General features: G+C 50.3%; 24 protein-coding genes. 17 read left to right on the top strand and 7 right to left on the bottom strand.

Annotated elements, in window-relative coordinates; all coding sequences use genetic code 11:
• Positions 1-82 precede the first annotated feature (82 nt).
• The 7 genes from AC127K_RS01060 to AC127K_RS01030 form a co-directional block, all read right to left on the bottom strand.
• Complete coding sequence (locus AC127K_RS01060; protein ID WP_483721247.1) at positions 83-1,291, bottom strand: hypothetical protein; 1,209 nt, start codon at positions 1,289-1,291, stop codon at positions 83-85.
• On the bottom strand, positions 1,288-2,169 hold the full coding sequence (locus AC127K_RS01055) for an ABC transporter ATP-binding protein (protein ID WP_483721246.1): 882 nt from the start codon (positions 2,167-2,169) through the stop codon (positions 1,288-1,290). The genes AC127K_RS01060 and AC127K_RS01055 overlap by 4 nt, the downstream gene beginning before the upstream one ends.
• Positions 2,153-2,887, bottom strand: coding sequence for a hypothetical protein (locus AC127K_RS01050; RefSeq protein ID WP_483721245.1), 735 nt, complete (start codon positions 2,885-2,887; stop codon positions 2,153-2,155). Before AC127K_RS01050 ends, AC127K_RS01055 begins: the two co-directional genes overlap by 17 nt.
• Entirely contained in the window at positions 2,884-3,369 is a 486-nt protein-coding gene (locus AC127K_RS01045; RefSeq protein WP_483721244.1) for an RNA polymerase sigma factor, read from the bottom strand. Before AC127K_RS01045 ends, AC127K_RS01050 begins: the two co-directional genes overlap by 4 nt.
• An 819-nt stretch (positions 3,370-4,188) precedes the next feature.
• The gene (locus tag AC127K_RS01040) at positions 4,189-4,611 is read right to left on the bottom strand and encodes a hypothetical protein (RefSeq protein WP_483721243.1); all 423 of its coding nucleotides are present in this window, start codon (positions 4,609-4,611) and stop codon (positions 4,189-4,191) included.
• A 372-nt stretch (positions 4,612-4,983) separates the two neighbouring features.
• Positions 4,984-6,591, bottom strand: coding sequence for an ATP-binding cassette domain-containing protein (locus AC127K_RS01035; protein WP_483721242.1), 1,608 nt, complete (start codon positions 6,589-6,591; stop codon positions 4,984-4,986).
• Between the two features lie 36 nt (positions 6,592-6,627).
• The gene (locus tag AC127K_RS01030) at positions 6,628-7,929 is read right to left on the bottom strand and encodes a radical SAM protein (protein WP_483721241.1); all 1,302 of its coding nucleotides are present in this window, start codon (positions 7,927-7,929) and stop codon (positions 6,628-6,630) included.
• A 900-nt stretch (positions 7,930-8,829) separates the two neighbouring features.
• On the opposite strand from AC127K_RS01030, the gene AC127K_RS01025 reads away from it, so the two are divergent.
• From AC127K_RS01025 to AC127K_RS00945, 17 genes are all read left to right on the top strand, one after another.
• Positions 8,830-9,543: a LytR/AlgR family response regulator transcription factor gene (locus tag AC127K_RS01025; protein ID WP_483721240.1), complete on the top strand. Its 714-nt coding sequence runs from the start codon at positions 8,830-8,832 to the stop codon at positions 9,541-9,543.
• Positions 9,540-10,844 carry a sensor histidine kinase gene (locus tag AC127K_RS01020; RefSeq protein WP_483721239.1) on the top strand — a complete coding sequence of 435 codons (1,305 nt, stop codon included), beginning with the start codon at positions 9,540-9,542 and terminating at the stop codon, positions 10,842-10,844. The genes AC127K_RS01025 and AC127K_RS01020 overlap by 4 nt, the downstream gene beginning before the upstream one ends.
• A gap of 145 nt (positions 10,845-10,989) precedes the next feature.
• Positions 10,990-12,156 carry an MFS transporter gene (locus tag AC127K_RS01015; RefSeq protein WP_483721238.1) on the top strand — a complete coding sequence of 389 codons (1,167 nt, stop codon included), beginning with the start codon at positions 10,990-10,992 and terminating at the stop codon, positions 12,154-12,156.
• Between the two features lie 125 nt (positions 12,157-12,281).
• Entirely contained in the window at positions 12,282-12,977 is a 696-nt protein-coding gene (locus tag AC127K_RS01010; RefSeq protein WP_483721237.1) for an AlkZ-related protein, read from the top strand.
• Between the two features lie 41 nt (positions 12,978-13,018).
• Positions 13,019-14,398 carry a ParB/RepB/Spo0J family partition protein gene (locus AC127K_RS01005; RefSeq protein ID WP_483721236.1) on the top strand — a complete coding sequence of 460 codons (1,380 nt, stop codon included), beginning with the start codon at positions 13,019-13,021 and terminating at the stop codon, positions 14,396-14,398.
• Positions 14,399-14,706: 308 nt separating this feature from the next.
• Positions 14,707-15,063: a DUF7768 domain-containing protein gene (locus tag AC127K_RS01000; protein WP_483721234.1), complete on the top strand. Its 357-nt coding sequence runs from the start codon at positions 14,707-14,709 to the stop codon at positions 15,061-15,063.
• Positions 15,050-16,135 carry a DNA cytosine methyltransferase gene (locus tag AC127K_RS00995; RefSeq protein WP_118645503.1) on the top strand — a complete coding sequence of 362 codons (1,086 nt, stop codon included), beginning with the start codon at positions 15,050-15,052 and terminating at the stop codon, positions 16,133-16,135. Before AC127K_RS01000 ends, AC127K_RS00995 begins: the two co-directional genes overlap by 14 nt.
• 4 nt (positions 16,136-16,139) lie before the next feature.
• A complete protein-coding gene (locus AC127K_RS00990) occupies positions 16,140-16,853 on the top strand; it encodes an antirestriction protein ArdA (protein WP_271824479.1) in 714 nt (237 codons plus the stop codon).
• An 11-nt stretch (positions 16,854-16,864) separates the two neighbouring features.
• On the top strand, positions 16,865-17,917 hold the full coding sequence (locus tag AC127K_RS00985) for a hypothetical protein (protein WP_483721233.1): 1,053 nt from the start codon (positions 16,865-16,867) through the stop codon (positions 17,915-17,917).
• Between the two features lie 91 nt (positions 17,918-18,008).
• Entirely contained in the window at positions 18,009-18,479 is a 471-nt protein-coding gene (locus AC127K_RS00980; protein ID WP_021419861.1) for a PcfB family protein, read from the top strand.
• Positions 18,476-20,299 carry a VirD4-like conjugal transfer protein, CD1115 family gene (locus tag AC127K_RS00975; protein ID WP_483721232.1) on the top strand — a complete coding sequence of 608 codons (1,824 nt, stop codon included), beginning with the start codon at positions 18,476-18,478 and terminating at the stop codon, positions 20,297-20,299. The genes AC127K_RS00980 and AC127K_RS00975 overlap by 4 nt, the downstream gene beginning before the upstream one ends.
• Before the next feature lie 85 nt (positions 20,300-20,384).
• Positions 20,385-20,600, top strand: a complete 216-nt coding sequence (locus AC127K_RS00970) for a Maff2 family mobile element protein (RefSeq protein WP_021419859.1) — start codon at positions 20,385-20,387, stop codon at positions 20,598-20,600.
• Positions 20,601-20,641: 41 nt separating this feature from the next.
• Positions 20,642-21,508, top strand: a complete 867-nt coding sequence (locus AC127K_RS00965) for a VirB6/TrbL-like conjugal transfer protein, CD1112 family (protein ID WP_087216255.1) — start codon at positions 20,642-20,644, stop codon at positions 21,506-21,508.
• Positions 21,509-21,550: 42 nt separating this feature from the next.
• Positions 21,551-22,192: a septation protein SpoVG family protein gene (locus tag AC127K_RS00960; protein ID WP_483721231.1), complete on the top strand. Its 642-nt coding sequence runs from the start codon at positions 21,551-21,553 to the stop codon at positions 22,190-22,192.
• Between the two features lie 42 nt (positions 22,193-22,234).
• Entirely contained in the window at positions 22,235-22,855 is a 621-nt protein-coding gene (locus AC127K_RS00955; RefSeq protein WP_330391433.1) for a DUF7007 domain-containing protein, read from the top strand.
• 44 nt (positions 22,856-22,899) lie between these two features.
• Entirely contained in the window at positions 22,900-23,286 is a 387-nt protein-coding gene (locus AC127K_RS00950; protein WP_021419855.1) for a PrgI family protein, read from the top strand.
• Positions 23,204-25,633 (top strand): VirB4-like conjugal transfer ATPase, CD1110 family, encoded by a 2,430-nt coding sequence (locus AC127K_RS00945; protein WP_483721230.1) that lies wholly within the window; start codon positions 23,204-23,206, stop codon positions 25,631-25,633. The genes AC127K_RS00950 and AC127K_RS00945 overlap by 83 nt, the downstream gene beginning before the upstream one ends.
• The last annotated feature ends 191 nt before the right edge of the window (positions 25,634-25,824 follow it).

Here is a 25,824-nt window from a genome sequence, read left to right as displayed (position 1 = left end):
AATCTCTTTGGCGGAACGATTTATGCGCATTATTTTGTAAGAAAATTCTTCTATAGCAGCTCCTTTTGACTGCGGCCGTCTATTAGCGCTTTCTCTTTTGGCACCATGCTGTTATAGCTAACGGCACACAAACTACTCCTATAAAAAGTGGAAATACAAGCAAAGGTCCGGGTGACCAGATCCGGAAACCGAACCAATGATACAGGTTCTGCCGGAAGATATCCTCTGCCCCGCCCACAAAGGGCAGCAGCCGCAGATACTGCTGCACTGACCAGGGCAGATACTGGTTGAGGATCTGCGGTCCCCAGGTGATCAGCAATGCGGCGATCAATGCTGCCGTGGTTCCGGGTAGAAGCGCCGACATCAGCAAGGCAATCCCGGCAAAGCCCAGCACAGAGCAGAACAGATACGCCAGCTCATAGCATTCCGCCTGGAGCATATTCATCGGTGCGGTGGTCAGCATCTTGATCAACTGGATGGGCAGATTCCAGCCCTCAAATCCCAGCCAGATAACCTGAACCGCTACCATAACCGCCGCAAACATCGCAAAGATTTCCGCCGCAAATGCCAAGCCCGACAGGAGTTTGGCCCCGGCCAGTCCTGCTTTTCCATACAGGGATGTCACCTGCAGCGTATCCATGCCCCGCCGTCTTTCCCCGGCAAACACAGACGTCAGGGCCAGAGCCAGAACCACGGGCAAGACCATCTGCCCAAAGCCCCCGATTCCGTTGCCCAAAATGACAGACCAGCCTGCAGCCCAGCCGTATGCCATTGGCTTGTCCACCTGGCTGTCCATATCCAGAAAGAACTGCCGATCCGCCGGGTCTGAAAACTGGTTTTCCAGGTAATATTCGAGTTTTTCCTCCCGACGCTCATACAGACCGGTCAAGCGAGCAGGGTCCACATAGTAGATGGTAAGTGTGGGATAGGGCTGGGTCTGATCCTCCACCTCCGGCCACAGAAACGACACCAATGTTCCCTGCAGAAAGCTGAAATCCGCCAAGGCACCGTCAAACTCCGGGTTTTCCGCCAGGATTTGCTGATAGGTACGCACCATATCCTGTGCTGTCTCATCGGTGAGCGTTTGCCACCGGGCGGAATATTGCTGACTCTTGCGGATGTTCCTATACCCATCGATCTGGTGACTTCCGTCTGACCGCATGGTGCCGAAATTGATACTCTGCATGGCCCATACCTGCAGCCCCAGCGTCAGCACCAGCATTCCAAAGACTGCCAGTCTGGTCAGCCCGGAGCGCCACAGTTTCTTATGCTCCTGCCAGAACAGACTCATGGATTGTAGCCTCCTTCCTCCTCCGGGAAGTACAACAGATACAGATCTTCCAACGTGGGGATACAGGGTCTTGCAGCCGGGGCAGGCTTTGCATCCGCCAGAATCCGCAGCGTCACGCTGTTCCCGTCATAGCGCAGATTGGCCACAGTCATCCGCGCTTGCCAGATCTCGGCCTCCCTGGATGGTACAGTCAATTCCCACACGCGCCCGTTTGCCTGCTGCAGCAGTTCGGAGACGGTGCCCTGGGTTTGAAAGCGTCCGTCTTTCATCAGGAACACCTTGTGTGCAATTGCTTCCAGGTCAGAAACAATGTGGGTGGAAAGCAGCACAATTTTTTGCTGCGCGTACCCTTCCAGAATGTTGCGGAAGTGAACACGCTCCTTGGGGTCCAACCCGGCGGTGGGCTCGTCCAGAATCAGAATATCCGGGTCATTGAGCAATGCCTGGGCGATGCCCAACCGGCGGCGCATTCCGCCGGAAAAGGTCCGGATCTTTTTATTCCCAGCCTCCTGCAGACGGACCATATGCAGCAGTTCCTGAATCTTCGGCATAGCCTGGGAGCGGGTCATCCCTTTCAGCACAGCCATATACAGAAGGAAATCACGGGCGTTGTACTGCGGATATCCGACAAAATCCTGGGGCAGATAGCCCAGTTTATCCCGGTATGCCGCCCCCAGTGCGTCAATGGGAATCCCATCCAGGCGTACCTGTCCGGCAGTGGGCTTCAAGACGCCGCAGATCATCCGCAAAAGGGTTGTTTTTCCTGCCCCGTTGGCACCCAACAGACCATAAATACCGGATTCCAACACAGCCGTGACCCCTGCCACCGCCGTGTTTCCTCCGAACTCCTTGGAAAGATTTTCAAGCTGCAATTCCACCGATGATACCCTCCTTTCGTTGTTGGAACAGAGAAATCAGTTCTCTGACAAAAAATCCGCCGAATACCAGGAATGCAAGAATCCAGCCGCCCAATGCAGATGTTTCATACAGTTGGGGCGCCGCAAGATGGATCATCAGCAGTCCCGCCGCCGTGACGGAACATACCGCGATACAGATCGTCCCATTGCTCCGCGGGCAGCGTCGAAGTACGGTCAAGGCAACCATCGCACAAAACAAAAAAGGAACCAGCAGATAGAAAAATAACGGCAGCAAGGCTTTTCCCGTCTGTGACCTTCCCAACACCAGTGCCGACGTCAGAATCACAAGGTCTGCGGCCGCGGCCAGAATCAGCTTGGCAAGTGCCAGTTCTGCACGGGACACACAGGTGGAAGCTTCCAGCTCGTCCATGTCGTAGCGCTGACCGGCAAACAGGACCGGCAGACACACCGCCACCAGCAGCGGCCCCAGCAGCGGCAGCCAGGACACAAGGTCTTTTTGTCCGGCCGTTGCCAGGAAAAACAGCACAGAAGCGGCCCCCTGAGCCGCCCACATGGGCACCCCGGTAAAGCGCCATACCTGTGAAAGGAGGGTCCAGAACCCAGTACGCTGCCGCACCTGATTTTCTTGTAAGAGCGCGGCGCACTTTTGTTTGGTTTCCGCCATGCGAGAGGGCTGGGGCCCCTGGCACAGCAGGCGATGCAACTCAGAAGAATTCACAGTTTTCCCTCCCTTAAAGTTTTCAATGCTTTCCGTACACGGCTCTGTACGGTGCGTAATGGCTGGCCCGTCACGGCTGCAATCTCGCGGTATTTCAATCCTTCCCCATACCGGAGCAATACGGCTTCCCGCTGTTCCGGGGGCATACTTGCCAACAGCCGCTCTGCCACATCACGGTTTTCGACAGCTTCGAAAGGCGTCGATGTGTCTGCCATGTCCTCCGGCAACGGTTCCGTTTTTCTTTGTCTGGCGGCATCCACACACAGACAATAGGCGATGCGATACAGATAGGCGCGGAACTGCCCTTGTTCCCGGTAGCTTCCTATGGTGCGGAACAGGTGCAAAAAGACTTCTTGGGTCAGGTCCTCCGCCGTCTGTGTACAAGGGGTATGGCGGGTGCAATATCGCAGAATTGCCGCATAATATCGCTCAATCAAGGTATCCGCCGCCGTGAGGTCTCCGGCCTGAATGCGACGTATCAACTGCGCGTCCCGCATATGCATCCCCCCCCCTTGTAAAATGTGCTTCACTTATGATAACGAGGAATCTCCCCAAAATGATTTACGCAAAAGAAAAAATATCATAATTATTTTAGAGTCGCACTCAGTAGATTCTCTGCTTCGCTGATGGATCACCAGCGGTTACTTGATGTATGAGGAAAATAGTAGAAAGCCAGCATTTCTCAATGTCAAACTCCATACAATCCATTGTCGTTCCTATGTTAACCTGCTGACTAATCATTGGATGGAAGAACCCATCATAGGTTGTTGTTCCAAAAACTCGTAATGCTTGATCATTCTTTCCGGGCTGTTACCATAGAAAAAAGATCAGCCACTTTACTCAGAATCAAATGAAACAGGGTGGACATGCTACTTAGCTTGTCCGCCCTGTTATTGTCTAAGATATAATGCCTTGGTGTCTCGAGCCCTCATTATAATAGCCAAAATTATGAAATCTGCGAAGGAATCTATTAAAAGCGAGTTTAAGCATCTATTTAAGCAAGATCTATATAAATATTTCTTGCATTTGCAAAATGCTCCGGCATGCCCACGCCCCTTATTGAAAATCATGTGGGATATAATAAATGTTTTCATTCATCAATACTCTTTATACACCTTTTCTGGTTTCCTTGTGCTATCATACGGCTGATTTGTTTAATTACTTCGATACCCAGGCTGGCGTATGGTATCATCTTTTGGAAAGCAAAGTCCCCTGATGAGAACATCATCAGGGGGCGAGGATGCCGTAGAACGGCTTTCATAAAATGTCGGGTTCAACCACAAAACTGGGAAAATGGTCGGCTATTTATTTGATTTGATGCGGTGTACTTCAGCAAAGATATTGAGCAAAAAGAAAACAATGGCTGGTACGATGATCATCCACCGTAGTTCGGTTATTAGAGGGACAATTTCTATATAGAGAAAATAAATGGAAAGCGCCATAAAAATCAGCGGGTAAATAATTCCCAATGGTCGACCTTTTGCCAAGCGTAACACAAGTTTTATAATTACATACAGGATTACAGCGTAGAGGCAAGGAACAGCAAAGACGGCAGAAAGCTTCTCTTGCGTGCCAGTAAAAGACGCACTTGTGGTTTGGTACGCAATCATTTCATTTGGGAGACGATTCCAGAATATTATTCCTAATAAAACTGGAATGAGATTGTTAGCGATGCACCATCTCATATGTGTATCATTTTGTATTAAGCGCCAGATCACAAGCATATCACTTTACCTTTCAAATATAGTACTTATAGTGGTAAAGAAAATAAACTATCCTTCGATTTGTCAATTTCGTTTATAAATGGTCTCGTTTGGCAATGCCTCTACAAGTTCTAGGTCTTTTGCATGGGCACCACACTTCGCCTATAACAGTTTTGCATTCGCCATACACATAACAGGAAGAACTATGATCACAGTTTCGGACTTCGCCATTAAAACATTGACAGTTACAATCAGACGAGTCGTTCGATTTACTGCCAGTATCGTTAAAGAGGTCTCCAAATAAAGCTAAGAACTCCATAATATTACCTACCTTTCAATATAATAAATTTTAGGCGACGAGTTTGCGTACAGGTAATGCACCATTGTTCCCTTTTACAATTGAATAACCTCATCACACCGCTTCATAACATTTATGTTGTGCGAAACGACAACTGTAATCTTATCCTTTTTGGTATCTGCGACATAATCCATTAAAGCTGTGACGCTCTTCTCGTCAAGAGAACTGTCAGGCTCATCCAGAATGAGAAGGTCACAGTTCTTTAACAATGTGCGTAGGATACAAACTTTTCGTGCTTCACCTCCTGATAATGTATCAAGTGAAATTATATCGTGTTCGTTGATGTTTTTAGCGTTCAAAAGATGGCACAAATCAAAAAAGACTTTCTGATCCAAACTGATGTTTGTACCAGATACCAAAGACATATTATCAGAATAGGTATCCTGTAAGATTACATTTTCCTGCGAAAGGTACGCAATTCGCCTTTTTCTCAACCATTTCATATCAACTTCTTTGATATCGGTATTGTTGATTTTAATGGTACCCAAGGGGATTTGATCGTTATACAACCCTAACAGTATATTAATCAGTGTAGTCTTTCCTTTTCCGTTATCGCCTACAAGACAATATATCTTGCCTCTTCGCATAGCGAAAGAAAGGCTGCTGTATAACATTTGGTTTTGATCAGAGAACAAAAAGGACAAATTGTTGGCCTCGATTGAGAATATGGTATCAACCCTTTTCTTTCCAGTTGTTTCTAAAGGATTTGACAAAATATCATTGATGCGTTTCTGAGATACTTTGGCGTTTTGATAGGAGGCTCCCAATGATAAAAAGTATTGTACACTTCCTTGTAATTGGGAAAAATAGCTAGAAAAAGTCAACAAAAAGCCGACTTCGAGTTTTCCCTTATAAACCAAGGTAGCTCCAATCAAAAGCATGATAACTTGAAAGATAATAGAAGTGATACCTTGCCACCCAGATAGAGCGGCTTGGATCATATTGTCCTTCATTCTTATTTTTAAGTAGTTATCAAATGAACTGGCAAGCCTTTTTCTAAAATTCGTTTCTATTGCGTTTGTTTTTATGAAGTAAATGTGCTCTAACTGTTCGAAAAGTTTTGAAAAGAATATGCTTTCGCTGGCTCTGAACTCTTTGCGAGCGTTAAAAATAGGTCGTTTCATTTTCAGAAATATTGCGACATATGCTAACGCAGACAAGGCGATGACAAAAGTCATGCTTGGACTGATATAGAAGCATAATGCAAGCAATACGAAAAGTGAAACCAATCGAGTCAAAACACTTAAAAGTGTATCCAAACAATATGCGATAACCGTATTCGTATCTTGATTGATCGCCTGATTCAAGACAGTCATATTTTGTTTTTGGATGAACGCATAAGGGAGGTCTTGAACATAGAATATTACGTCGCTGTTGAATTCTTCTCCCATGCAAATTTCTGCTTTGATACGGATAAGCCCCACAACAAAACTGATGAGTTGTGATACCAGATAGATTGCCAACAGCACGCCACAACCCACGAAAATGGTTCGTGGTGGGTAGCGGTTGCTTATTCGGGTAATAATAGAGCCGGTTATATACGGTGAAACGGTTCCCAACGCAGCATTAACAAGCGATGCAAGCAAAATGATAATAATCGCACCTCTATGCTTGGTAAAATACTTTTTACACTGCGAAAACATAAGCTGAATCCTTTATTGAGCTACATCATGTTTCTGTTAGCGTCTTTGCTCAAGGATTCTTTCGGCAGTAATCAGCAAGAAGTCTTTCAGATGATCTTTGAATTCACTGCACCGATCCGGAAGCTTGAACAGTCTGCGATGAGGGCAACCACCCATACATAGCGGCAAAGCAGGACAATTTTTGCAATCATCATCATCCAAAGCACTATATTGCATGTAAGCAAAGAATGTCGGGCTATAGTTTAACCCTTCCTTGATGTTGCCTACTGCGAGATCTTTGTGGCCGATATCATCCCAGCATTTGTAAAGAGAGCCATCGGAATCAATGACATAGACACTATTATTATCTGCTCCGCAATAGCAACGGACCGGATTGGGATAAAAAGTAAACGTACCCGCCGCCGTATCAATTCCTTGTTTAATAAGATTTATCCTTGCCAAAACAAATTCATCAGTCGTGAGACACATCGAAGTGGTGGGATCATCGTCACCAGAGCTGGTGATTTTCCCTAAGTACGGAGAAACCTTTTCCTCCAATCCATTTTCCGAAACCCACTTATAAATATCTTGAACATCATTGACGTTATGCTTTCCTGTGTTAATTCGCAGAGATACGCTCGGAATGATGTCCTTGACATCAATGAGATTCTTTGTAATAACATCGAACGTCCCACCTCCGTTTGCAAGAGGCCGGTTAACGTCATGAATTTCCTTCTTTCCATCCAGCGTAATCTGATACCGATGAACCCGCAGTTCATTCAATTTTTTGACCACGTCCCGGTTGAGCAAGTAGCCGTTTGTGACGATAGAGGCGCCATAGTTAATATGGTGCTCTTCGCAGATATCAATAAATTGTTTGGATAATGCTTCAATAACGTCAAGTGCCAGTAACGGCTCGCCACCATACCAAGTAATAAATAATTGATCCAAATGCGTAGCCACCGACTTCACATAATTTACGATGGCTTCTTGCGTTTCTTCATTCATTTTAGAGGAACGAAGAACAGGGCGTTCATAACAATAGACGCACCGGAAATTACAATTTGATGTAGGTGCAAGAACTAGAGAGAGCTGATTCGTGTTATACCTGGCACTTAGCTGTTCATGTCGAATAATGGCTTCCTCATCAACATCGTCCTCCAAAAGTAAACCGCCTGTCTTGAGATCGGAAAGAAGTTTTTCGTCCTGTATAGGAGTTCCGTTCGTGCAGAAAGCGTTATATGAGTCAAGCTTATCATTTTCGATGAGCGCCAAAGCTAATGTGCGGGCGTTAAAAATCAGCTTTTCCTTGTCCCTGCTTTCCAGTGCGTACACACTTGTATAATGTGATGCCTTCATACTTTTCTCTCCTTTTGGCCCAATTAAAACGGAATTATTGAAGAAAGCAGAAGAAAGTATATTTACTTAATATAGAGATATGCTCATGCAGCAATCATGTCAATGATGTTGTCATATATTGCATATGCAATGTATGAAAGTGCCTATTTGTCTTTCCCTCCTTCAATGGAATGTGCTTGTCAGGATTCTAAAGACTGACAATTAATACCACCATACCAACTGTTGATAGTGAGCCCGACGGAAAGTGTTCGATTACAGATCGTTCTACAGATAAAAAATGCCCTCGGCTTTGAAAGCCTGGGCACACATTTTTCCTGATTTTGTAGGATATCTTTACAACTTCCAAATGAGCTGCACGTGGTTACAAACCACCCGCAAACTCTTTCAAGAACCGTTTCTGTAATTCCATAAAGCAGATAGCCTTCTGTTCATCATTAAGTTCCTGTAGGTGGAGAAGGTTGTCCTTCAACAGCATAAAAAGCTCTCTTTGGCTGTCTGTCAGCGAGTGATCGTCTCCATTGTTTTCTCAAAAGGATAACGGACCCCCAAAGATTGCCGAAGAAGAACGCAGAGTGCCGAGCATAGCTTCCTGCAAATTATTCTCATAACGCCAAATTGTGTTTGCAGAGCGATTGATTCATTTGGCTAATTCCTTTTGCGACCACATGTGTGTTGTTCGCAATACTATCAGAGTCGCGCCCAAATCTTTCGTCACTGCCTTTACCTATAGGGGCATTTTACGCCCTTGACATCTCGCAAAATGAGAATATATAATCTGATGTATCAAAAAATACGGAATAACGAATAGAAAAGCGAATCTTCTTATTGTCGATAGAGCAATTCTATGACTATTCTTTCAAAAAAAAAGCAAAGACCCACCTTACAGGAAAGGATGTTCGGATGCGCGCAATAATTTGTGATGATGATGGCCGCTTTGCCAAAAAGCTTGAGCAATCAGTAATACAATATTATCGAAAGATGGGAATGCCCCTGGATACCATTGTTGTAACAAACCCTAAGATTCTTTTGCAGCGGTGTGATTTATCCAGTTTTGATATTGCGTTTCTGGACGCTGACATGAAGCCAATGGACGGGATTGAAGTTGGACGTGCCCTAAAGAAACAAAAACCGGAAATCATTATTGTGTTTGTATCGGCCTATCTGGAATTCGCACCAAAGGGATACACCATCGATGCGTTTCGTTATGTTCTAAAACAGGATATCCAAAACACATTGCCTCTATGCCTTTCAGATATATTGCAACAACTTGCATTGGGTCATGCTGTTCTATCTTATAAACAGCACGGGGAAACCTTCCAAATCCCATGTCACGATATTGTTTATATTCAGAGCGATTTGCGGAAGCTGAATGTGTTTGGGATCAATTCCTTGATGCCAATTACTTCTTTTTATGGCAAGCTCTCCGATTATGTGAATACACTTTCAGATCAAGGCTTCCTGCAGATTAACAAAAGCACGATGGTAAATATGGTCTATATCAAACGCATTGCCAGTTACCATGTATATCTATCGAACGGCGTACTTATGAATGCGGCCAGAAAGGATTACACTGTCATCAAAAACCGTTATATTGAATGGAGGGGAACGGTGTGACAAATATAGATATCTGGAATTGGATTTCAGCCTTCATTCAGAGCTTTGCAGAAACATTTTTGCTGGTCAATGTGTATTGCGCGTTCCTGGGGCAGCCACGCGTAAAAAAGTACATCGCCTATAGTCTAATTGGCATCCTCACTGCTTTGTATTGTATTTTTATCAACATTTTCATCGTTCCCACTTACCTTCGGTATTTCTTGACTCTATGTTTGTTTTTTGCATTTTCAATGGCGTGGAACAGCTCCGTTTGGAAAAGGCTGTTTGCTCTATGTACGGACTTGACCATCAATGCACTGGCATCTTCTATTGTATATTGGTTGGTTGACCTTGTGCGTACAAATCAAGGGACCTACCTGACCATAGATTCTGTTCTGTTTGTTACGCCGAACGTCTCGCTCCTAGTCACCATTGCTATGATTTTTCGTTACTTTTATTCTGCCAGTTGGGAAAAGCTGAAAATTTCTCCGTTACAATGGTTCGTATTAACGTTGTATCCCTGCGTTGCTTGCCTTGTGATGATATCGCTATTTTCGATTCCTGTATGGGATACGAGAAATCATATTCTTTTAATCATTGATGCGGTCGGCCTTTTGCTGGCTATGGTTATGCACTTCGTCCTGATTGATTTACTCAACGAATACAACTCCAAGATGGAACAAGACAAACTGCTTCACCAGCAAATTCAGTTGGAAAGCGAGAAGGCAACTGCTCTTTATGATGTCTATATGCAGCAACGTCGCTTGACCCACGATTTCACAAATCAATTGAACACAATTGCTGGGTTGCTTGAACATGGCAATACGCAGTCTGCCTTAGAGCTGATTCACAGCAGTTCTTCGATCATCCACGAAAATACACTTGTTGTAAATACTGGATGGCCGATGATTGATACACTTCTTAGCCAGAAATATAACGAAGCAAAAAAGAAATCCATCCCGATCATCTTCTCACTCTGCAATTTGAAGGGGTGCCCGATTTCTTCTACCGACTTACTTGTGTTACTTGGAAATCTTATAGATAATGCAATAGAGGCATCCGAAAAAACAGACAACCCGTGTGTCCAAATTAAACTGCAGCTTAGCAATTGTGATTTTGTGATTTCTGTTCGAAACAAAACCAATCATAATGCGACTATTCTGAATAATGTGATTCCGGTTAGCACAAAATCAAATATTGAACATGGATTTGGGCTCAAAAACATAGTCTCCATTTTGCAAAAGTATCACGCTGATTATACGGTGACATCTAAGCAAGGATGGTTTCAATTTACAGCTCTAACATATTGTAATCAGAAATAGGCTTTTTATTTCATTTTATAGATTGTTTGTGACATTTTGAATGAAAACTCCTGTCCCTGCCCCTATAATAAAAGGCATAGTGTTTTTTTGGCTATCATTCGATGGATCAAAAAGACCACGACCATGGGGGGAAAAGGGAAATCTGATGAATACAGCAAAAAAAGGCAGTCTTTTTCTTTTTTCATTTTTACTTTCTGTCAATTTTTATACACCGGTTTTTGCGTCTTTTTTCAAGGCGGTTCACCAGTTAACAAGTTCCCAGATAACATTACTTTTTGCATGTTCTTCATTTGCAACATTTTTCTTCGAAATCCCGACTGGATTGATAGGAGACAAAATCGGAGAACGGGCTGCTTTAAGAATAGGAGCGGGGTTGACGGCGGTTTCTACATTCTTCTTTATCGTTGGTAACACGCTTCTTTTATATATTGGAGAAATTATTTTCGCTATTGGAAGTACCTTCTTTTCCGGTCCATTTGAAGCTTTGGTATACAAAAGTTGTATGGCTTCAGGTGATGCTGATTACTACAGTAAGATCATTTCCAAAGTATACTCGCTACAATGGATTGCTCTATGCTTTTCATTTTTAGGGTGTTTCTTGTTTTCTAATATTGGTGGTGTTGCGGCGCCTTTTTATGCGACCCTAGTATTTAATATTTTCACGTTTTTGGTTTCGTTTACGATTCCAAAAGTTGAGGGAAAGAATAGCGATACTCATCCGATTTTGATTCTTGGAAAATCCATACAAGATATTGCTAAGAACCGAGAATTGGGAAAAGCGTGCGTATTGGATGCATTGGTAACGATGCTTCTTATTTGCGGTTACCAGATTCTACAGAACTATCTTGTGGAATCCCAATTTCAAATGCAATACAATGGGTTGCTGTATTTTGTTGCTGCCCTGGTAGCAAGTTGTGGTTCTTTCTTCTTTGACCGCATTCAGGTGGTGACAAAGTCGAAGCTTACATTATCTACGATTTGTATGACATTGCTTGCAGTATGCTTCTTTGGCTTGGCTTTTGTGTCGAATGCTCTTGGAATTGTATTGTTTGTTTGTGGTTATCGCTTGGTATGGGGCATCACATCTCCTATGTTTGCCTTTTTGGTGAATACACGGATTCAGGCAGATGAGTCTCGCGATACCGTGTTTTCTGTTATTTCCCTTGTTACCAACCTGTTTGGCTCTGTGTTGCTGTTTGTTTTCAGCGTTTTGGGGCTGAAAGCGAGTGAAAACTATATTCTTCTCGGGATTATCGCATTAGTGCTTCTTATCGTTTTATTCCTTTCAAGGCGGCTGCGTAGTAGCAAATAGTCAGATTCGGCCCAACCTCAATAAATAACCCAAAACCATAGTTTTATTGTTGGAATAACCAATCCATATCATGATGGAAAACTAGAAAAGAATCATACCTTCCGGTGAGAAAGGGCCTATGTCCAATGAATAACGAGTCGAGCACATTATTGGCGTATATAAATCAGTTTGGAATGGTTGGATGCAACAGCTGTCGATATATTAATTCTATTTCAGACATGGGAATCTCGCTGAATGCAGTAATGGAGTTAATAGATCGAAAAGAAATCTTTTACTCAAAAGTGTTCATGAAACGTACGGTTTATATGTCTAGACAATTATACTTTTGGCTCAAAAGTATAAGAGGAAAGAAAACATATAATTATTACGAATCACACATTTTACAAGTTATGCAGGCTCTTCAACCAGTAAATACAAAATATCTTAAAGCGGAATGTAGATTAAACGGTCAAACCTATAGTAAAAATTTTAGTAGGTTGTTGGAGAGCATGAGCATAACAGCATATTCTACTTATGAATACATGAATCCTCATTGGGTATCAATGCTCTATGTGACTGTTACCAAATGGGAAGAAAGCGCTCAAAATGAATCTTTCGTTGGCTCCAAGGCAGACGCGGAAGAAGCGGTCAAAGAACTTCTTGGAAGAACAATTGAACGCAAATATATTGAAAAGATGATTGCAACGGTGTACAAAGGGAACATAATAAAAAACTTAATAATGGACTGCCAATCTTACACAAAGTACCGCCCAAACGAGACTACGGGCGGTATTTTTGTATCTTGGCGGAGAAAGGAGGAACTTCCCACGGGGCTTGACTGAAAAGTTGAGCCCCTTTTTTTACGCCCAAAAACAGGAGGTAAATGCTTATGGCAGATGATAAAACCACGAAAATGCCGGAGCAGCCGGTAACAGATACCGGGCCGGGCAAGGAAACTCCGCCCGAGCCGGAGAAAACGCCTACTCCCTCGGAGGCCGAAAAAAAGACGGAACAGCAGGCAAAGAGCCCGCAGGTGTCCGTCTATGACTTCGCTGAAATTATGAAAGGAAAGAAAGCCGAGGAACGGGCGGCAGCTTCGGGCGGGGAAAAGCCTGCCCCGGCAAAAACGGAGAAACCGGAAAAGCAGCCGGAGGCTCCGAAAAAGGCCGAGGGAAAACAGGAAAAGCCCAAAGAGCCCGAGCAGCCGAAGCGCCGGGGCCGTCCTCCGAAAGAGGATAAGGACAAGGCCACCGCTCCGAAGCCCAAAGCCCCTGCACAGAAAAAGCAGGAAAAGGCACCCAAAGAGAAACCGGAGAAAAAAGCGGCTCCCACGGTGCAGGCCGCTCCCGCTCCGAAGGAACCCGAGGGGCCGAAGGAGGCTCCCCGCCGTGGCGAGGAACAGATCGTATATATCAAGCTGAACGAGCTCCACGCCTTCAAGAACCATCCCTTTGAGGTCCGGGACGATGAAGAAATGCGGGCTATGGTGTCCAGCGTCAAGGACAAGGGCGTTACCCAGCCTGCTATCGTCCGTCCCCGTGAGGATGGCGGCTATGAAATCGTGTCCGGCCACCGCCGCCAGAAGGCCAGCGAGCTTGCCGGATATGCGGATATGCCCTGTATCGTCCGTAACCTGACGGACGATGAAGCCATCACGCAGATGGTGGAGGACAATCTGAACCAGCGTGAAGAAATCCTCCCCAGCGAGCGGGCCAAAGCTCTGAAAATGCAGCTTGAGGCCATCAAGCACCAGGGCTCCCGAACTTCGGGCCAGATTGACCCGAAGGACGCAGGCAAACGCTCCAACGAGATCGTGGCCGAGCGGAACAAGATGGCCGTCAAGCAGGTGCAGCGGTATATCCGGCTGAATGAGCTGGTCCCCGACCTGATGAAGCTGATGGACGAGAAAAAGCTGGGCTTCACTACGGCGGTGGAGCTTTCCTACATCGGCAAGAAGAACCAGAACTATATCGCCGTCGCCATCGACAGCCAGCAGTCCTCGCCTTCGCAGGCGCAGGCAAAGCGTATGCGGGAGCTGGACGAAAAGAAGCTGCTCAACGGGGATGTGATCGACGGCATTATGATGGAGGACAAAAAGGAGGTAGACAAAGTGATTCTGACGGGTGCGGAACTGAGCAAATACTTCGGCAAGGAAACCACGCCAAGGGAAATGAAGGACCAGATCATCAAGCTGCTGGACGACTGGAAGGGCCAGCAAAAGGAACACGAAAAGCCGGAGAAGAAAGCCGAGCCGGAAAAGTAAGCCGAAACTTCGGGTCAAGATGGCCCGAGGATTGCGGGGCGCTGCCCCGCGCCCCGCAGCTCTGGAGATATAAATTATTCCCCGTCGCCAGTTATTCCATAGCATAGCCGGGAAAATCAGTCAAGGGCAACGCCGCCGCAGGCGGTGCCAGAGGCACCCTTGACGGATTTCTCCCGGTTATGCTTTTTCCCGGACAAGCGACGGGGATATAAATTCTCCAGAGCCCTCCCCCTTCCCGGGGGGAAGGGGCGGAGGGGTTGGGCGAAACCTTGCTTCCCGCAAATCAGAAAGAAATGGAGGTTGAACCAATGAAACGACCTTTGGCCTATCTGACCGCCGCATGGAGCGGTGAGCCGGATGTTGATATGGAGCTGGCGGCCCACTACTGCCGCCTTGCCTATGAGGCGGGCTTTTCCCCCATCTGCCCGCTTTTGTATCTTCCGCTGTTCTTGAATGACAGCGTTCCCGAGGAACATAAGGCCGGGATTGATATGCGCCGGGATATGCTGCGGCGCTCCCATACCCTGATCGTCTGCGGCGGTGCGGTGGACGAGGATGTGAAAAACGACATTGCGGTTGCCGGGCGGCTGGGTATCGCGGCTACTACGCTGGACGGGGTTCTTGCCGTGAAGGGACACGGCGGCCCGGGCCATGCCGGACATTAAGCTGGGGAGCCTTTTTGACGGGATAGGCGTTTTCCCTCTGGCGGCCTCCCGCTGCGGTATCCGTCCGGTGTGGGCCAGCGAGATTGAAAAAGCGCCGATCTCCATAACCAAAAGGCACTTTCCCGATATGGCGCACTTGGGGGACATTACGAAGGTGGACGGCGGGAAAATCCCGCCTGTCCATGTGATAACCTTCGGCTCTCCCTGTCAGAACCTTTCTCTAATCGGCAACCGCTCCGGCCTTGCCGGGGCAAAGTCCAGCCTGTTTTATCAGGCGTTTCGTATCATACAGGAAATGAGGGATGCCACTGATAACCTATATCCAGCTATCGCTGTTTGGGAAAACGTCATGGGAGCGTTTTCTACAAATGACCGGATGGATTTTAGAGCCGTCCTATCCGCCTTCTCGGACACCGAAGTTCCAATGCCTCCTTCTGGAAGATGGGGAAACGCCGGAATGGTGCGAGGGGGAACGCCTGATGTGTGCTGGCGGCTCATGGACGCCCAGTATTGGGCAGGCTCCCGAAGGCTGGCACGAAGGCAGCGAATTTTCATCGTGGCGGATTTTAGAGGCAGACGTGCCGCCGACATACTATTTAAGCCCCGTCCAATGCTCCCACTTCCTCCGCCTTGCCGAGAGGGCGGGCGGACCGCCGCCGAAGGAGATCGAACATCTTCTTTTGAAACAGGGCGGCAAATACCAGTCATCCACCCCTTTCAGTGCTTCCGTATGCGGGGAGCGGCAAAAAGGCAGGAAGAAACCGCCTTCCGAAACAGCTTCGGATTACCAACTGACCCTTTTCCCACTCTTTTAGCCAGCGACGTGACGCCCTTCGCCTTTTGGTATGAGGGCGACCCGGACGGCGGCTGTATCCGCTTCTTGACGGAAACGGAAAGCGAGCGGCTGATGGGGCTGCCGGAGGGCTGGACAAAGTACGGGGCGGACGGCGAGGAAATCCGGCCCCTGCAACGCTACAAGGCGCTGGGAAATGCGATTGCCCTCCCTTGCGCCGATTACATCATGGCCGGGATTTATGAAGTGCTGGCAGACAGGGCCGGAAAGGAGGATTGAACCCATGTTTGAAGCCTATATAACCAACACGGCCCTGTACCCCATGATGGGGATTGAAGTGGGAACGACGGTGCATTTTCCCACGACCACACAGGAGGTACAGGCCGCCCTTGCCAAAATCGGGATAGACGGAAAGCGGTACAGCGAAGTGTTTATTACCAGCTTTGACAGCGATGTGCTGGGGCTGTATGACTATCTGGACGAGTACGAGAACATCGACGAGCTGAACGAGCTGGGCCATGCCCTGCTGGAAGTACGGGACAAGGGCGGATTGGAAACCTTTGAGGCCGCTCTTGTCTTGGGAAAACACACGGGCAGCGTGAAGGACCTAATCAACCTGACGCAGAACCTTGACCTCTACCGCTTTTACCCGGATATTTCCGATGATGAAGGGCTGGGCCATCTGTACGCCGACGAGCTGGGGACCATCGACATACCGGAGCACATTCAAGGCTACTTCGATTATGAGGCATACGGGCGGGATATGCGTATCAACGAGGGCGGCGTATTCGCTCCCGGCGGATATGTGGCGGCGGACCCGGTGGGCTTCAAGGAGCATTACCACGGGACGCAGGACATACCGCCGGAACACCGGGTATTTGCCTATCCCGAAAAGGCCGAGCCTGTCCATTCCATTCTCGGCGCGCTCAAACGGTTTCAAGAGGCCCCGCCCGCTCCGCAAAAGGACAAGGCGGGGCCTTCCCATGAGGAACGGTAAGACTTCGGGCCATGTTGGCCCGAAGCATGAAGGAGGTGCATACCATCAACTATTACCCCATCAATGAAGGGGCCGCCCGCCGGGCAAAGGAAATGAACAGCTTTTCCGACTATAAGGAAGGGAGCGCAACGGCGGAATACCGGGCAATGGTGGACAAGGCCGCAGCCATAGCCGAACAGCAAAAATCCCGGGTGGACCCCATGTACCATGAGAAGATCGACCATCTGTTAGACACCTACGCCCGCAAGCTGGCCGAAAACATGAACCAGGGCTTTGCCATTGACGCAAGAGTTCCCTCTGTGCTGATCGCCGGACCTTCCAATTTTCCGGTGGGAAAGAAAGAAAAACAGAACCGGGCGCGGGACAGCAACATAGAGGAATGGCGACATATTCAAGGGCTGCTGGATAAGATACGCAGCACCGGCATGGGCGGTATCAGCGCCGATGACCCGGCGGCCATTGAAAAGCTCCAGAAAAAGCTGGACGGGCTGGAACGCTCCCAGCTCATTATGAAGGAGGTCAACGCCTATTACCGCAAGCATGGCAAGCTGGACGGCTGTGCGCTGCTGTCGCCTGACCAGATCGAAAAGCTGAAAGCCAGCATGGCATCAAGCTGGCGGAGCGACCCGAGACCCTTTGAAAGCTACCAGCTTACCAACAACAACGCGGAGATCCGCCGGGTAAAGGCCCGTATCGAACAGCTTTCCAAACAGGCGCAGCGGGAGTTTTCCGGCTGGGAGTTTGACGGGGGCCGTGTGGAAATGAACCGGGAGGACAACCGCTTGCAGGTGTTCTTTGACGGAAAGCCTGACGCAGACACCCGGGCCGAGCTGAAAAGCAACGGCTTTCGCTGGGCTCCCAGTGTGGGCGCATGGCAGCGACAGCTCACAGACAATGCCATCCGGGCAGCTGACCGTCTGGAATGTATCAAGCCGCTGTCCGGCGAAAAGCCGTCCCAGCTTCAAAAGAAGCCCTCTATCTTGCAGACCATGCGGGAACAGGGCGAAAAAGTCCAGGCGGAGCCGGAAAAGAAAGCTCCGTCCGGCAGGGATGCCGAGCGGTAAGCCTCGGGCCACATTGGCCCGAGGTTTTCTGTCGCCCCGGAGTGTACGGGGGCCTCCCGTTTACCGGGAGCCCTGACGGAAAGGAGGTTTTATGCAGGAAGAAGTAAACCAAAAAACAGTTGCCCTTTCGATCAAGACGGCAAAGCTGACGGGAAAAGTGCTGGCCGCCGCTCTTGGCAAGGTGGTTCGGGCGCTGCAAAAGCACCACCGGAAGGCGCTGACCCCGCAGGGCCGCCAGAGCGTGAAAAAGCTGATGAACCACTACGGCGGCAAAAACGCCATGCAGTATGTGGGTGCGCCGAAGGATTTTGACCGGATAGCGAAGGAGTTCCATGTGGACTACGCTTTCCATAAAGTGAGCCCCGGCCATTACCTGCTGTTCTTCAAAGCCAATCAGGCGGACGCCATCACGGCGGCCTTCCAGAAATACAGTACGAAGGTGCTGAACAAAGACCAGGACAAGACTTCTATCCTCGGCCAGCTCCGCAAGCTCACGGAGCAGATCAGGACAAAGCCGAAGGAGAAGCAGCGGACCAGAGAGGCGGTGAAGGACGGGCGTTGAGTGACAAGATCAGAAAATATGTGCTCCCCAACCTGCCGTACCTCTTTGTGTTCTGGTTTTTCTCCAAAATCGGGACGGCCTACCGTATCGCCCCCGGCGCAGACTTCGGGACAAAGCTCATGGGGATGCTCGACACCTTCCCCAAAGCATTTGAAACTTACTGGCCGGGGCTGGGTGGCATTGACCTGCTGGTGGGCCTCGCCGGTGCGGCTGGGGTGTATCTGCTGATACAGTCCAAAATCAAGCAGGCAAAGAAATTCCGGCGGGATGCGGAGTACGGCACCGCCCGCTGGGGAACAAAGGAGGATATAAAGCCGTTTGTAGATCCCAAATTTCAGAACAATGTTATTCTGACCGGGACGGAGTTCCTTACCATAAATACCCGCCCGAAGATACCCGCCAACGCCCGCAACCTGAACGCCTGCGTCATCGGCTCGTCCGGCTCGGGTAAGACAAGGTTCTGGCTGACCCCGCAGCTCCTTCAAGCCCATTCCTCGTATGTGGTGGTGGACCCGAAGGGCGGCACCCTCGACCAGTGTGGGCGGTTCCTGCAACGGGAGAAATATAAGGTGCGGGTGTTCAATAGTATTGACTTCTCCAAATCCATGCACTACAATCCGCTGGCCTACATCAAAACGGAAAGCGACGTGCTGAAATTCGTCACCGCCCTGATCGCCAACACCAAAGGCGACGGCAAGGAGGGCGACGAGTTCTGGACCAAAGCCGAAACCCTTTTGTACTGCGCCCTTGTGGCCTACATCGTGTTTGAGGGGCCGGAGGAAGAACGCAACATGAATACGCTGGTGGAAATGATAAACAGCATGGAAGTCCGGGAGGATGACGAAACCTTCAAAAATGCGGTGGACTATATGTTTGACGGGCTGGAGCGCCGGAGTCCCCAGCACTTTGCCGTGAGGCAGTATAAGAAGTACAAACTGGCAAGCGGCAAGACAGCTAAGAGCATACTGATTAGCTGCGGAGCCCGCCTCGCTCCCTTTGACATTCCCCAGCTTCGGGAGATCATGTCCTATGACGAGCTGGAGCTTGACCGGCTGGGGGATGAAAAATCGGCGCTGTTTTTCCTTATCAGCGATACGGACACTACCTATAACTTTCTTGTGGCACTCGCTTTCTCGCAGATGTTCAACCTTCTGTGTGAACGGGCCGACAACACCTACGGCGGACGCCTGCCCCATCATGTACGGGTGCTGTGGGACGAGGCGGCCAACACGGGACAGGTGCCGGGGCTGGAAAAAATCGTTGCCGTTATCCGTTCCCGGGAGATCAGCCTGACGCTCTTTTATCAGGCCATGAGCCAATGCAAGGCGCTGTACAAGGACCATTCCGAAACCATCATGGGAAACATGGACAGTATCGTGTTCCTCGGAGGCCGGGAGGCTTCTACCCTAAAGGATATTTCGGAAAACTGGCTGGGCAAGGCCACTATCTCCATGCAGACCGAAGGCCGCAGCCGGGGTCAGTCCGAGAGTTACAGCCAGAATATGCAGCGGCTTGGCCGGGAGCTGATGACGACCAGCGAGATCACCACCATGCCGGGAGACAAGTGTATCTTGCAGCTTCGAGGGCTTCCGCCCTTCTTTTCTCCCAAATATGATTTGAAAAAGCACCCCAATTACAAGTACACAGCCGAGTTTGACAAAAAGAAAAACGCCTTCCACTTGGAAAGCCTGTTCCGCCACCGGCCATTGAGACTAAAGCCGGATGACGAATACACGGTGTACGAGGTGGACGGCTCCGACACAGACGAAGAAGCTGACCTGTTGAATTTCGACGATCTGGACAGCGACGAGTTTGTGTAACTTCGGGCCATGATGGCCCGAAGCGCCGCCAATGTGGGCGGCTTTTTTTGTACCCAAAACCAACAAACAAAATGGAGGAACGTATATGGAATTTTTCAACTCTGCTATCGACATTCTCAAGATTCTGGTCATGGCTCTGGGCGCTGGTCTGGCGGTGTGGGGCGTCATCAATCTGCTGGAAGGTTACGGGTCCGACAACCCCGCGGCAAAGAGCCAGGGCATTAAGCAGCTCATGGCGGGCGGCGGTGTCGTCCTGATCGGTATGCAGCTTATCCCTCTGCTGTCCGGCCTGTTCAGCTAACCCTTACCCGTTGTCCCTTTTTCCAGAAAAGGAGCTGATGTATGGACTTTATCATCGACGCAATCGTTGAATGGCTCAAAGGTTTGCTTGTCGATGGTATCATGGGAAATCTGGATGGCCTTTTCAATAACGTCAATCAGAGCGTTGGCGAGATCGCCACACAGGTAGGCACGACCCCGGCGGACTGGAACGCCGGGGTCTTTTCCATGATACGGCAAATCTCTGAAACCGCCATCCTGCCAATCGCCGGGGTCATCCTCACTTTTGTAATGACCTATGAGCTGATACAAATGCTCATTGACCGCAACAACCTCCATGATGTTGACACATGGATGTTTTTCAAGTGGGTGTTCAAAACCTTTGTGGCGGTAATGATCCTGACGAATACCTTCAATATCGTGCTGGCCGTCTTTGACGTGAGCCAGCACGTCATCCAGCAATCGGCGGGCATTATCCAGAACGGGACAGAGATCACAACGGATGTAATGGACAGTCTGCGGACCGAGCTGGAGGCAATGGAGTTAGGCCCCCTGTTTGGCCTCTGGCTCCAGTCATTCCTGATCCAGCTTACCATGATTGCCTTAAACATCGTGATCTTCGTTATCGTATATGGCCGTATGATTGAAATTTACTTACTCACAAGTTTGGCACCCATCCCGTTTGCCACCGTCCCCAACCGGGAAACCGGACACATGGGGCAGAACTATTTCCGCTCCCTCTTTGCGGTGGGCTTTCAAGGCTTGCTCATTTTGGTCTGTGTCGCCATCTACGCGGTGCTTATCCAGAGTATCGCCACCGACGGCGACCCCATCGGGGCGATCTGGGGCTGTGTGGGCTATACGGTGCTGCTGTGTTTTACCCTGTTCAAAACGGGCAGCCTTGCAAAATCCATCTTCGGCTGCCATTAAGAGACTTCGGGCCATGCTGACCCGAAGCGGAAAGGAGGCGGTATGCCCCGGCGTTACAAACAGGGCGCGGACGGACAGCCGCACCCGGCTTTCTACGGAAAGCTCCCCGAGGAATTTTCTAAAACAGACACCATGCGCTTTATGGTGGAAACCGATCTGAAACTGTCCGGGTGCGTATCGGCGGACACGCTGGCGGCACTCCGGGCGGAAGGCTATGACTACAAGGACGGGAATCTTGTTCCCGCCGGAAAGGAGGAAACCATGCAGGAAAAGGTTGCGGACGCCACCCCCGCCGCACCGTTGAAGCTGGATGTAAGCGTGCGGGTCATCGAACCTGTGAAAAACCTGATGGGCTTTGCCAGCGTGAAATTCAACGACTGCTTTGTGGTGGAAAATCTGAAAATCGTGCAGGGCAGCAAGGGCCTTTTCGTGGGGATGCCCAGCCAGCCGGACGGCAAGGGCGGCTACCGGGATATGGCCTATCCTGTCACGAAGGAGTTCCGGGAACAGCTCAACACTGCTGTTCTGCAAGCCTATGAAGTAAAGCTGGAACAGATGGCGGAGCGCGGCTCTGCCGGGCGTGCGTCCATCAGTGAACAGCTCAAGGCCGGGAAAGCGGCTGCCGAACAGGCAAAAGCGGAACGGTCCCCGAAGGAAAAGCCCAGCCGTGGTGCGGAGCGTTGACCTCGGGCCATGCTGGCCCGAAGCGGAAAGGAGGCGAAACCCATGCCACGCAAACGGACGGGCTATGACGCGGCCTGCTACTATGACGGCAAGCTGCTGGGCCGCTGTACCAAAGCGGACAGCGACGCCTATACCCTGTTGATGAACGCCTGCGGCGGGGACGCCGCCCGTGTCCTGCGGGAATACGCCTACTTTTCCCCGGAGCTGAAGGCCATCTTGGAAAAGGCGGCGCTCATGCAGGCGGACCGAAACCGGACGGGCGGGATGTTCCATGCTCCCCGGAGCTCCCCATGGGGAGAGGTGCAGAGCTGTGAAGTTCTTTGTCCGGGTGTGTTTTTGGTATCCACCGCCAGCCACGGCGGAACGATGGTAGCAAACGAGGTGGCCGCCGTCCTCTCTCCGGCGGCGAAAAAATGCGGCTTCAAGGATAAGGGCTATATCTGCTATGAGGAGGACGCACAGGAGAGCGTGGTGCTCCGGGAGCTGCTGGACAAAAAGCTCTGGAAGATCCCCGACCGCATCAAGGACAAAGAGCGGTTTGAAGAAAACCTCAATCAGTCCATCCGGCAATACAATCCCGAATACTGGCGGGCAAGGCAGAGCGGACGGGAGGCCGCCGAAGCCGCCCGCAGCACAGCCCCGGCCAAAGAGGCCGCAAGGTAGCTTCGGGCCATGTTGGCCCGAAGCGGCAAAGGAGGTGTAACGAAATGGCCTATGTGCCAGTACCCAAAGACCTGTCCAAAATCAAGACAAAGCTGGCCTTCAATCTCACGAAGCGCCAGCTTATTTGTTTTTCCGGCGCGGCGGCGGTGGGCCTTCCGGCCTACCTGTTTTCCCGTGGCAGTATCGGAAACAGCGCCGCCATGTTCCTGATGATCGGCCTCATGCTCCCGTTCTTCTTTTTCGCCATGTATGAGCGGGACGGCCTGCCGCTGGAAAAGGTGCTGAAAAACATCATCCGCACCCGGTTCCTCTATCCCCGGGTGCGGCCTTACAAAACCGAAAACTTCTATGCGCTGCTTGGCGCCAGAAAGGAGGCGCAGCCGATTGCAAAACAACAGAAGGGCCGGAAAGCCCGCAGGCAAAAAGCCTGACAAGACGGGCCTTCTCGGCCTGTTCACAAAGGGAAAGGACATTCCCACCACCGCCCAGCAGACACTCCCTTACCGGGAAATGTACCGGGATGGGGTGTGCCGGGTGGAGGACCGCTATTACACCAAAACCATTGAATACGAGGACATCAACTACCAGCTCGCCCAGACCGAAGATCAGGCGGCCATCTTTGACGGGTGGAGCGCCTGTCTGAACTACTTTGACAGCTCCTTGCCGTTTCAGCTTTCTTTTCTCAACCACCGGAGCCGCCCGGGCAGCCGGTACAGCGTCAACATCCCCATGCAGGAGGACGACTACAACAGCGTCCGGCGTGAGTATGTGGAAATGCTGGAAAACCAGATTGCAAAAAGCAACAACGGCATTGTCCGCACAAAGCTCCTGACCTTCGGTGTGAATGTGGACGACCTCTCCACCGCAAGGGCGAGGCTGGAACGTGTGGAGGCGGACATTTGCGGCAACTTCAAAAAGCTGGGCGTCAAGTGCCGCTCCCTCTCGGGGCTGGAACGGTTGGAACTCCTTCACGGGCAGCTCCACCCCGGCGGCACCGACCCCTTCCGGTTTTCGTGGGATATGATACCCCAGACCGGCCTTTCCACAAAGGACTTTATCGCACCGGACAGCTTCGACTTCCGTTTCAGCCGCCTGTTCCGGGTAGGGACGACCTGGGGCGCGGCCTCCTATTTGCAGATTTTGGCCTCGGAACTCTCGGACAAGCTGCTGGCGGAGCTTTTGGAAATGGACGCAGAAATGACGATCACGCTCCATATCCAGACCGTCGATCAGGCTGCCGCCGTGAAATCCATCAAGGCCAAAGTCTCCGACATTGACAAGATGAAGGTGGAGGAACAGAAGAAAGCCGCCCGGGCCGGATATGACATGGACATACTCCCGCCCGACCTTGTGACGTACAGCAACGACGCAAAGACCCTCTTGGAAGATTTGCAGAGCCGGAACGAGCGAATGTTCCTGCTGACCTTCCTTGTGGTGAACATGGCTCCGACCCGTCGGGAGCTGGACAACGACCTGTTCACGGTGTCGGGTATCGTTCAGAAATACAACTGCACCTTGAAGCGGCTGGACTTCCAGCAGGAGGACGGTTTTCTTTCCAGCCTGCCGCTGGGCCATAACGGCATTGAGATCAAGCGCGGCATGACCACCAGCTCCACGGCTATTTTCGTTCCCTTTATGACGCAGGAGCTCCGCATGGACGGCGAGGCCGTCTATTACGGGCTCAACGCTCTTTCCCATAACGTTATCATGGCAAACCGGAAGAAGCTCAAAAACCCCAATGGCCTGTTCCTCGGCGTGCCGGGCTCCGGCAAATCCTTTGCCGCAAAGCGGGAGCTTGTGAACGTGTTCCTTGCTACCCGTGACCGGATTATCGTGGTGGACCCGATGGGTGAATATTCGCCCCTTATCAAGCGGCTGGGCGGACAGGTCATCGAGATCGCCCCGGACAGCCCGCACCACATTAACCCGATGGACATTGATTTGAGCTTCGACGAGGAAAACCCGATGGCGCTGAAAGCCGATTTTATCCTGTCGCTGATGGAGCTGATCGTCGGCGGCAAGGACGGCTTGCAACCGGTAGAACGGACCGTCATTGACCGCTGTGTGCGCCAGATGTACCGGGAGCATTTGCAGAACCCGGAGACGACGAAAATGCCGACCCTCCAAACTCTGTATGACCTGCTCTGTTCCCAGCCCGAGGGCGAGGCGGTACGGCTGGCGACGGCCCTTGAAATCTATGTGTCGGGCTCTCTCAACGTGTTCAACCATGAAACCAATGTGGACCTGAACCGCCGCCTTGTGTGCCTCGACCTGAAAAAGCTGGGGGCCGGGCTTCGGACGATTGCCATGCTCATTATGCAGGACCTTGTCAATTCGCAGGTGTCCATGAATTTTCTGCGCGGTATCGCTACATGGTGCTACTTCGACGAGTTCCATGTGCTGCTTCGTGACCGGCTGACGGCAAGCTACTGTGTGGCGATCTGGAAAATGCTCCGTAAGAAGGGCTGCGTACCCAGCGCCTTAACGCAGAATGTGAAGGACTTCCTTGCCAGCCCGGAGATCGAGAACATCTTTGAAAACTCGGACTTCCTTGTGCTGCTCTCGCAGGCGCAGGGCGACAGGCAGATTTTAGCCAAACAGCTCGGTATCAGCCCCCACCAGCTTTCCTATGTAACCCACACCAATTCCGGCGAAGGACTGTTGTTCTTCGGGAACACCACCATCCCGTTTGTTGACCGCTTCCCGCAGAATACCGAGCTGTACGCCATTATGACCACCCGCCCGGAAGACAAGAAACAGGAAATGAAGCGGGCGTAACACACTTCGGGCCATGATGGCCCGAGGTTCGGAAAGGAGGGATACGCCATCGGAAAGAAACCGGATAAACGGAATTTTCAAAGGCCGGGGCCGCCGGAGGATACCGGGAGCACTCGCCCCGGACCGGCTGACCGGGAAGGGCCTTCCCCCGCACCGTCCCGACGCCTGTGGTTTGAGGACGAGGATACCGG

The organism is Subdoligranulum sp. DSM 23681 (assembly GCF_057005535.1).
This window is presented reverse-complemented; position numbering and strand designations above follow the sequence as displayed.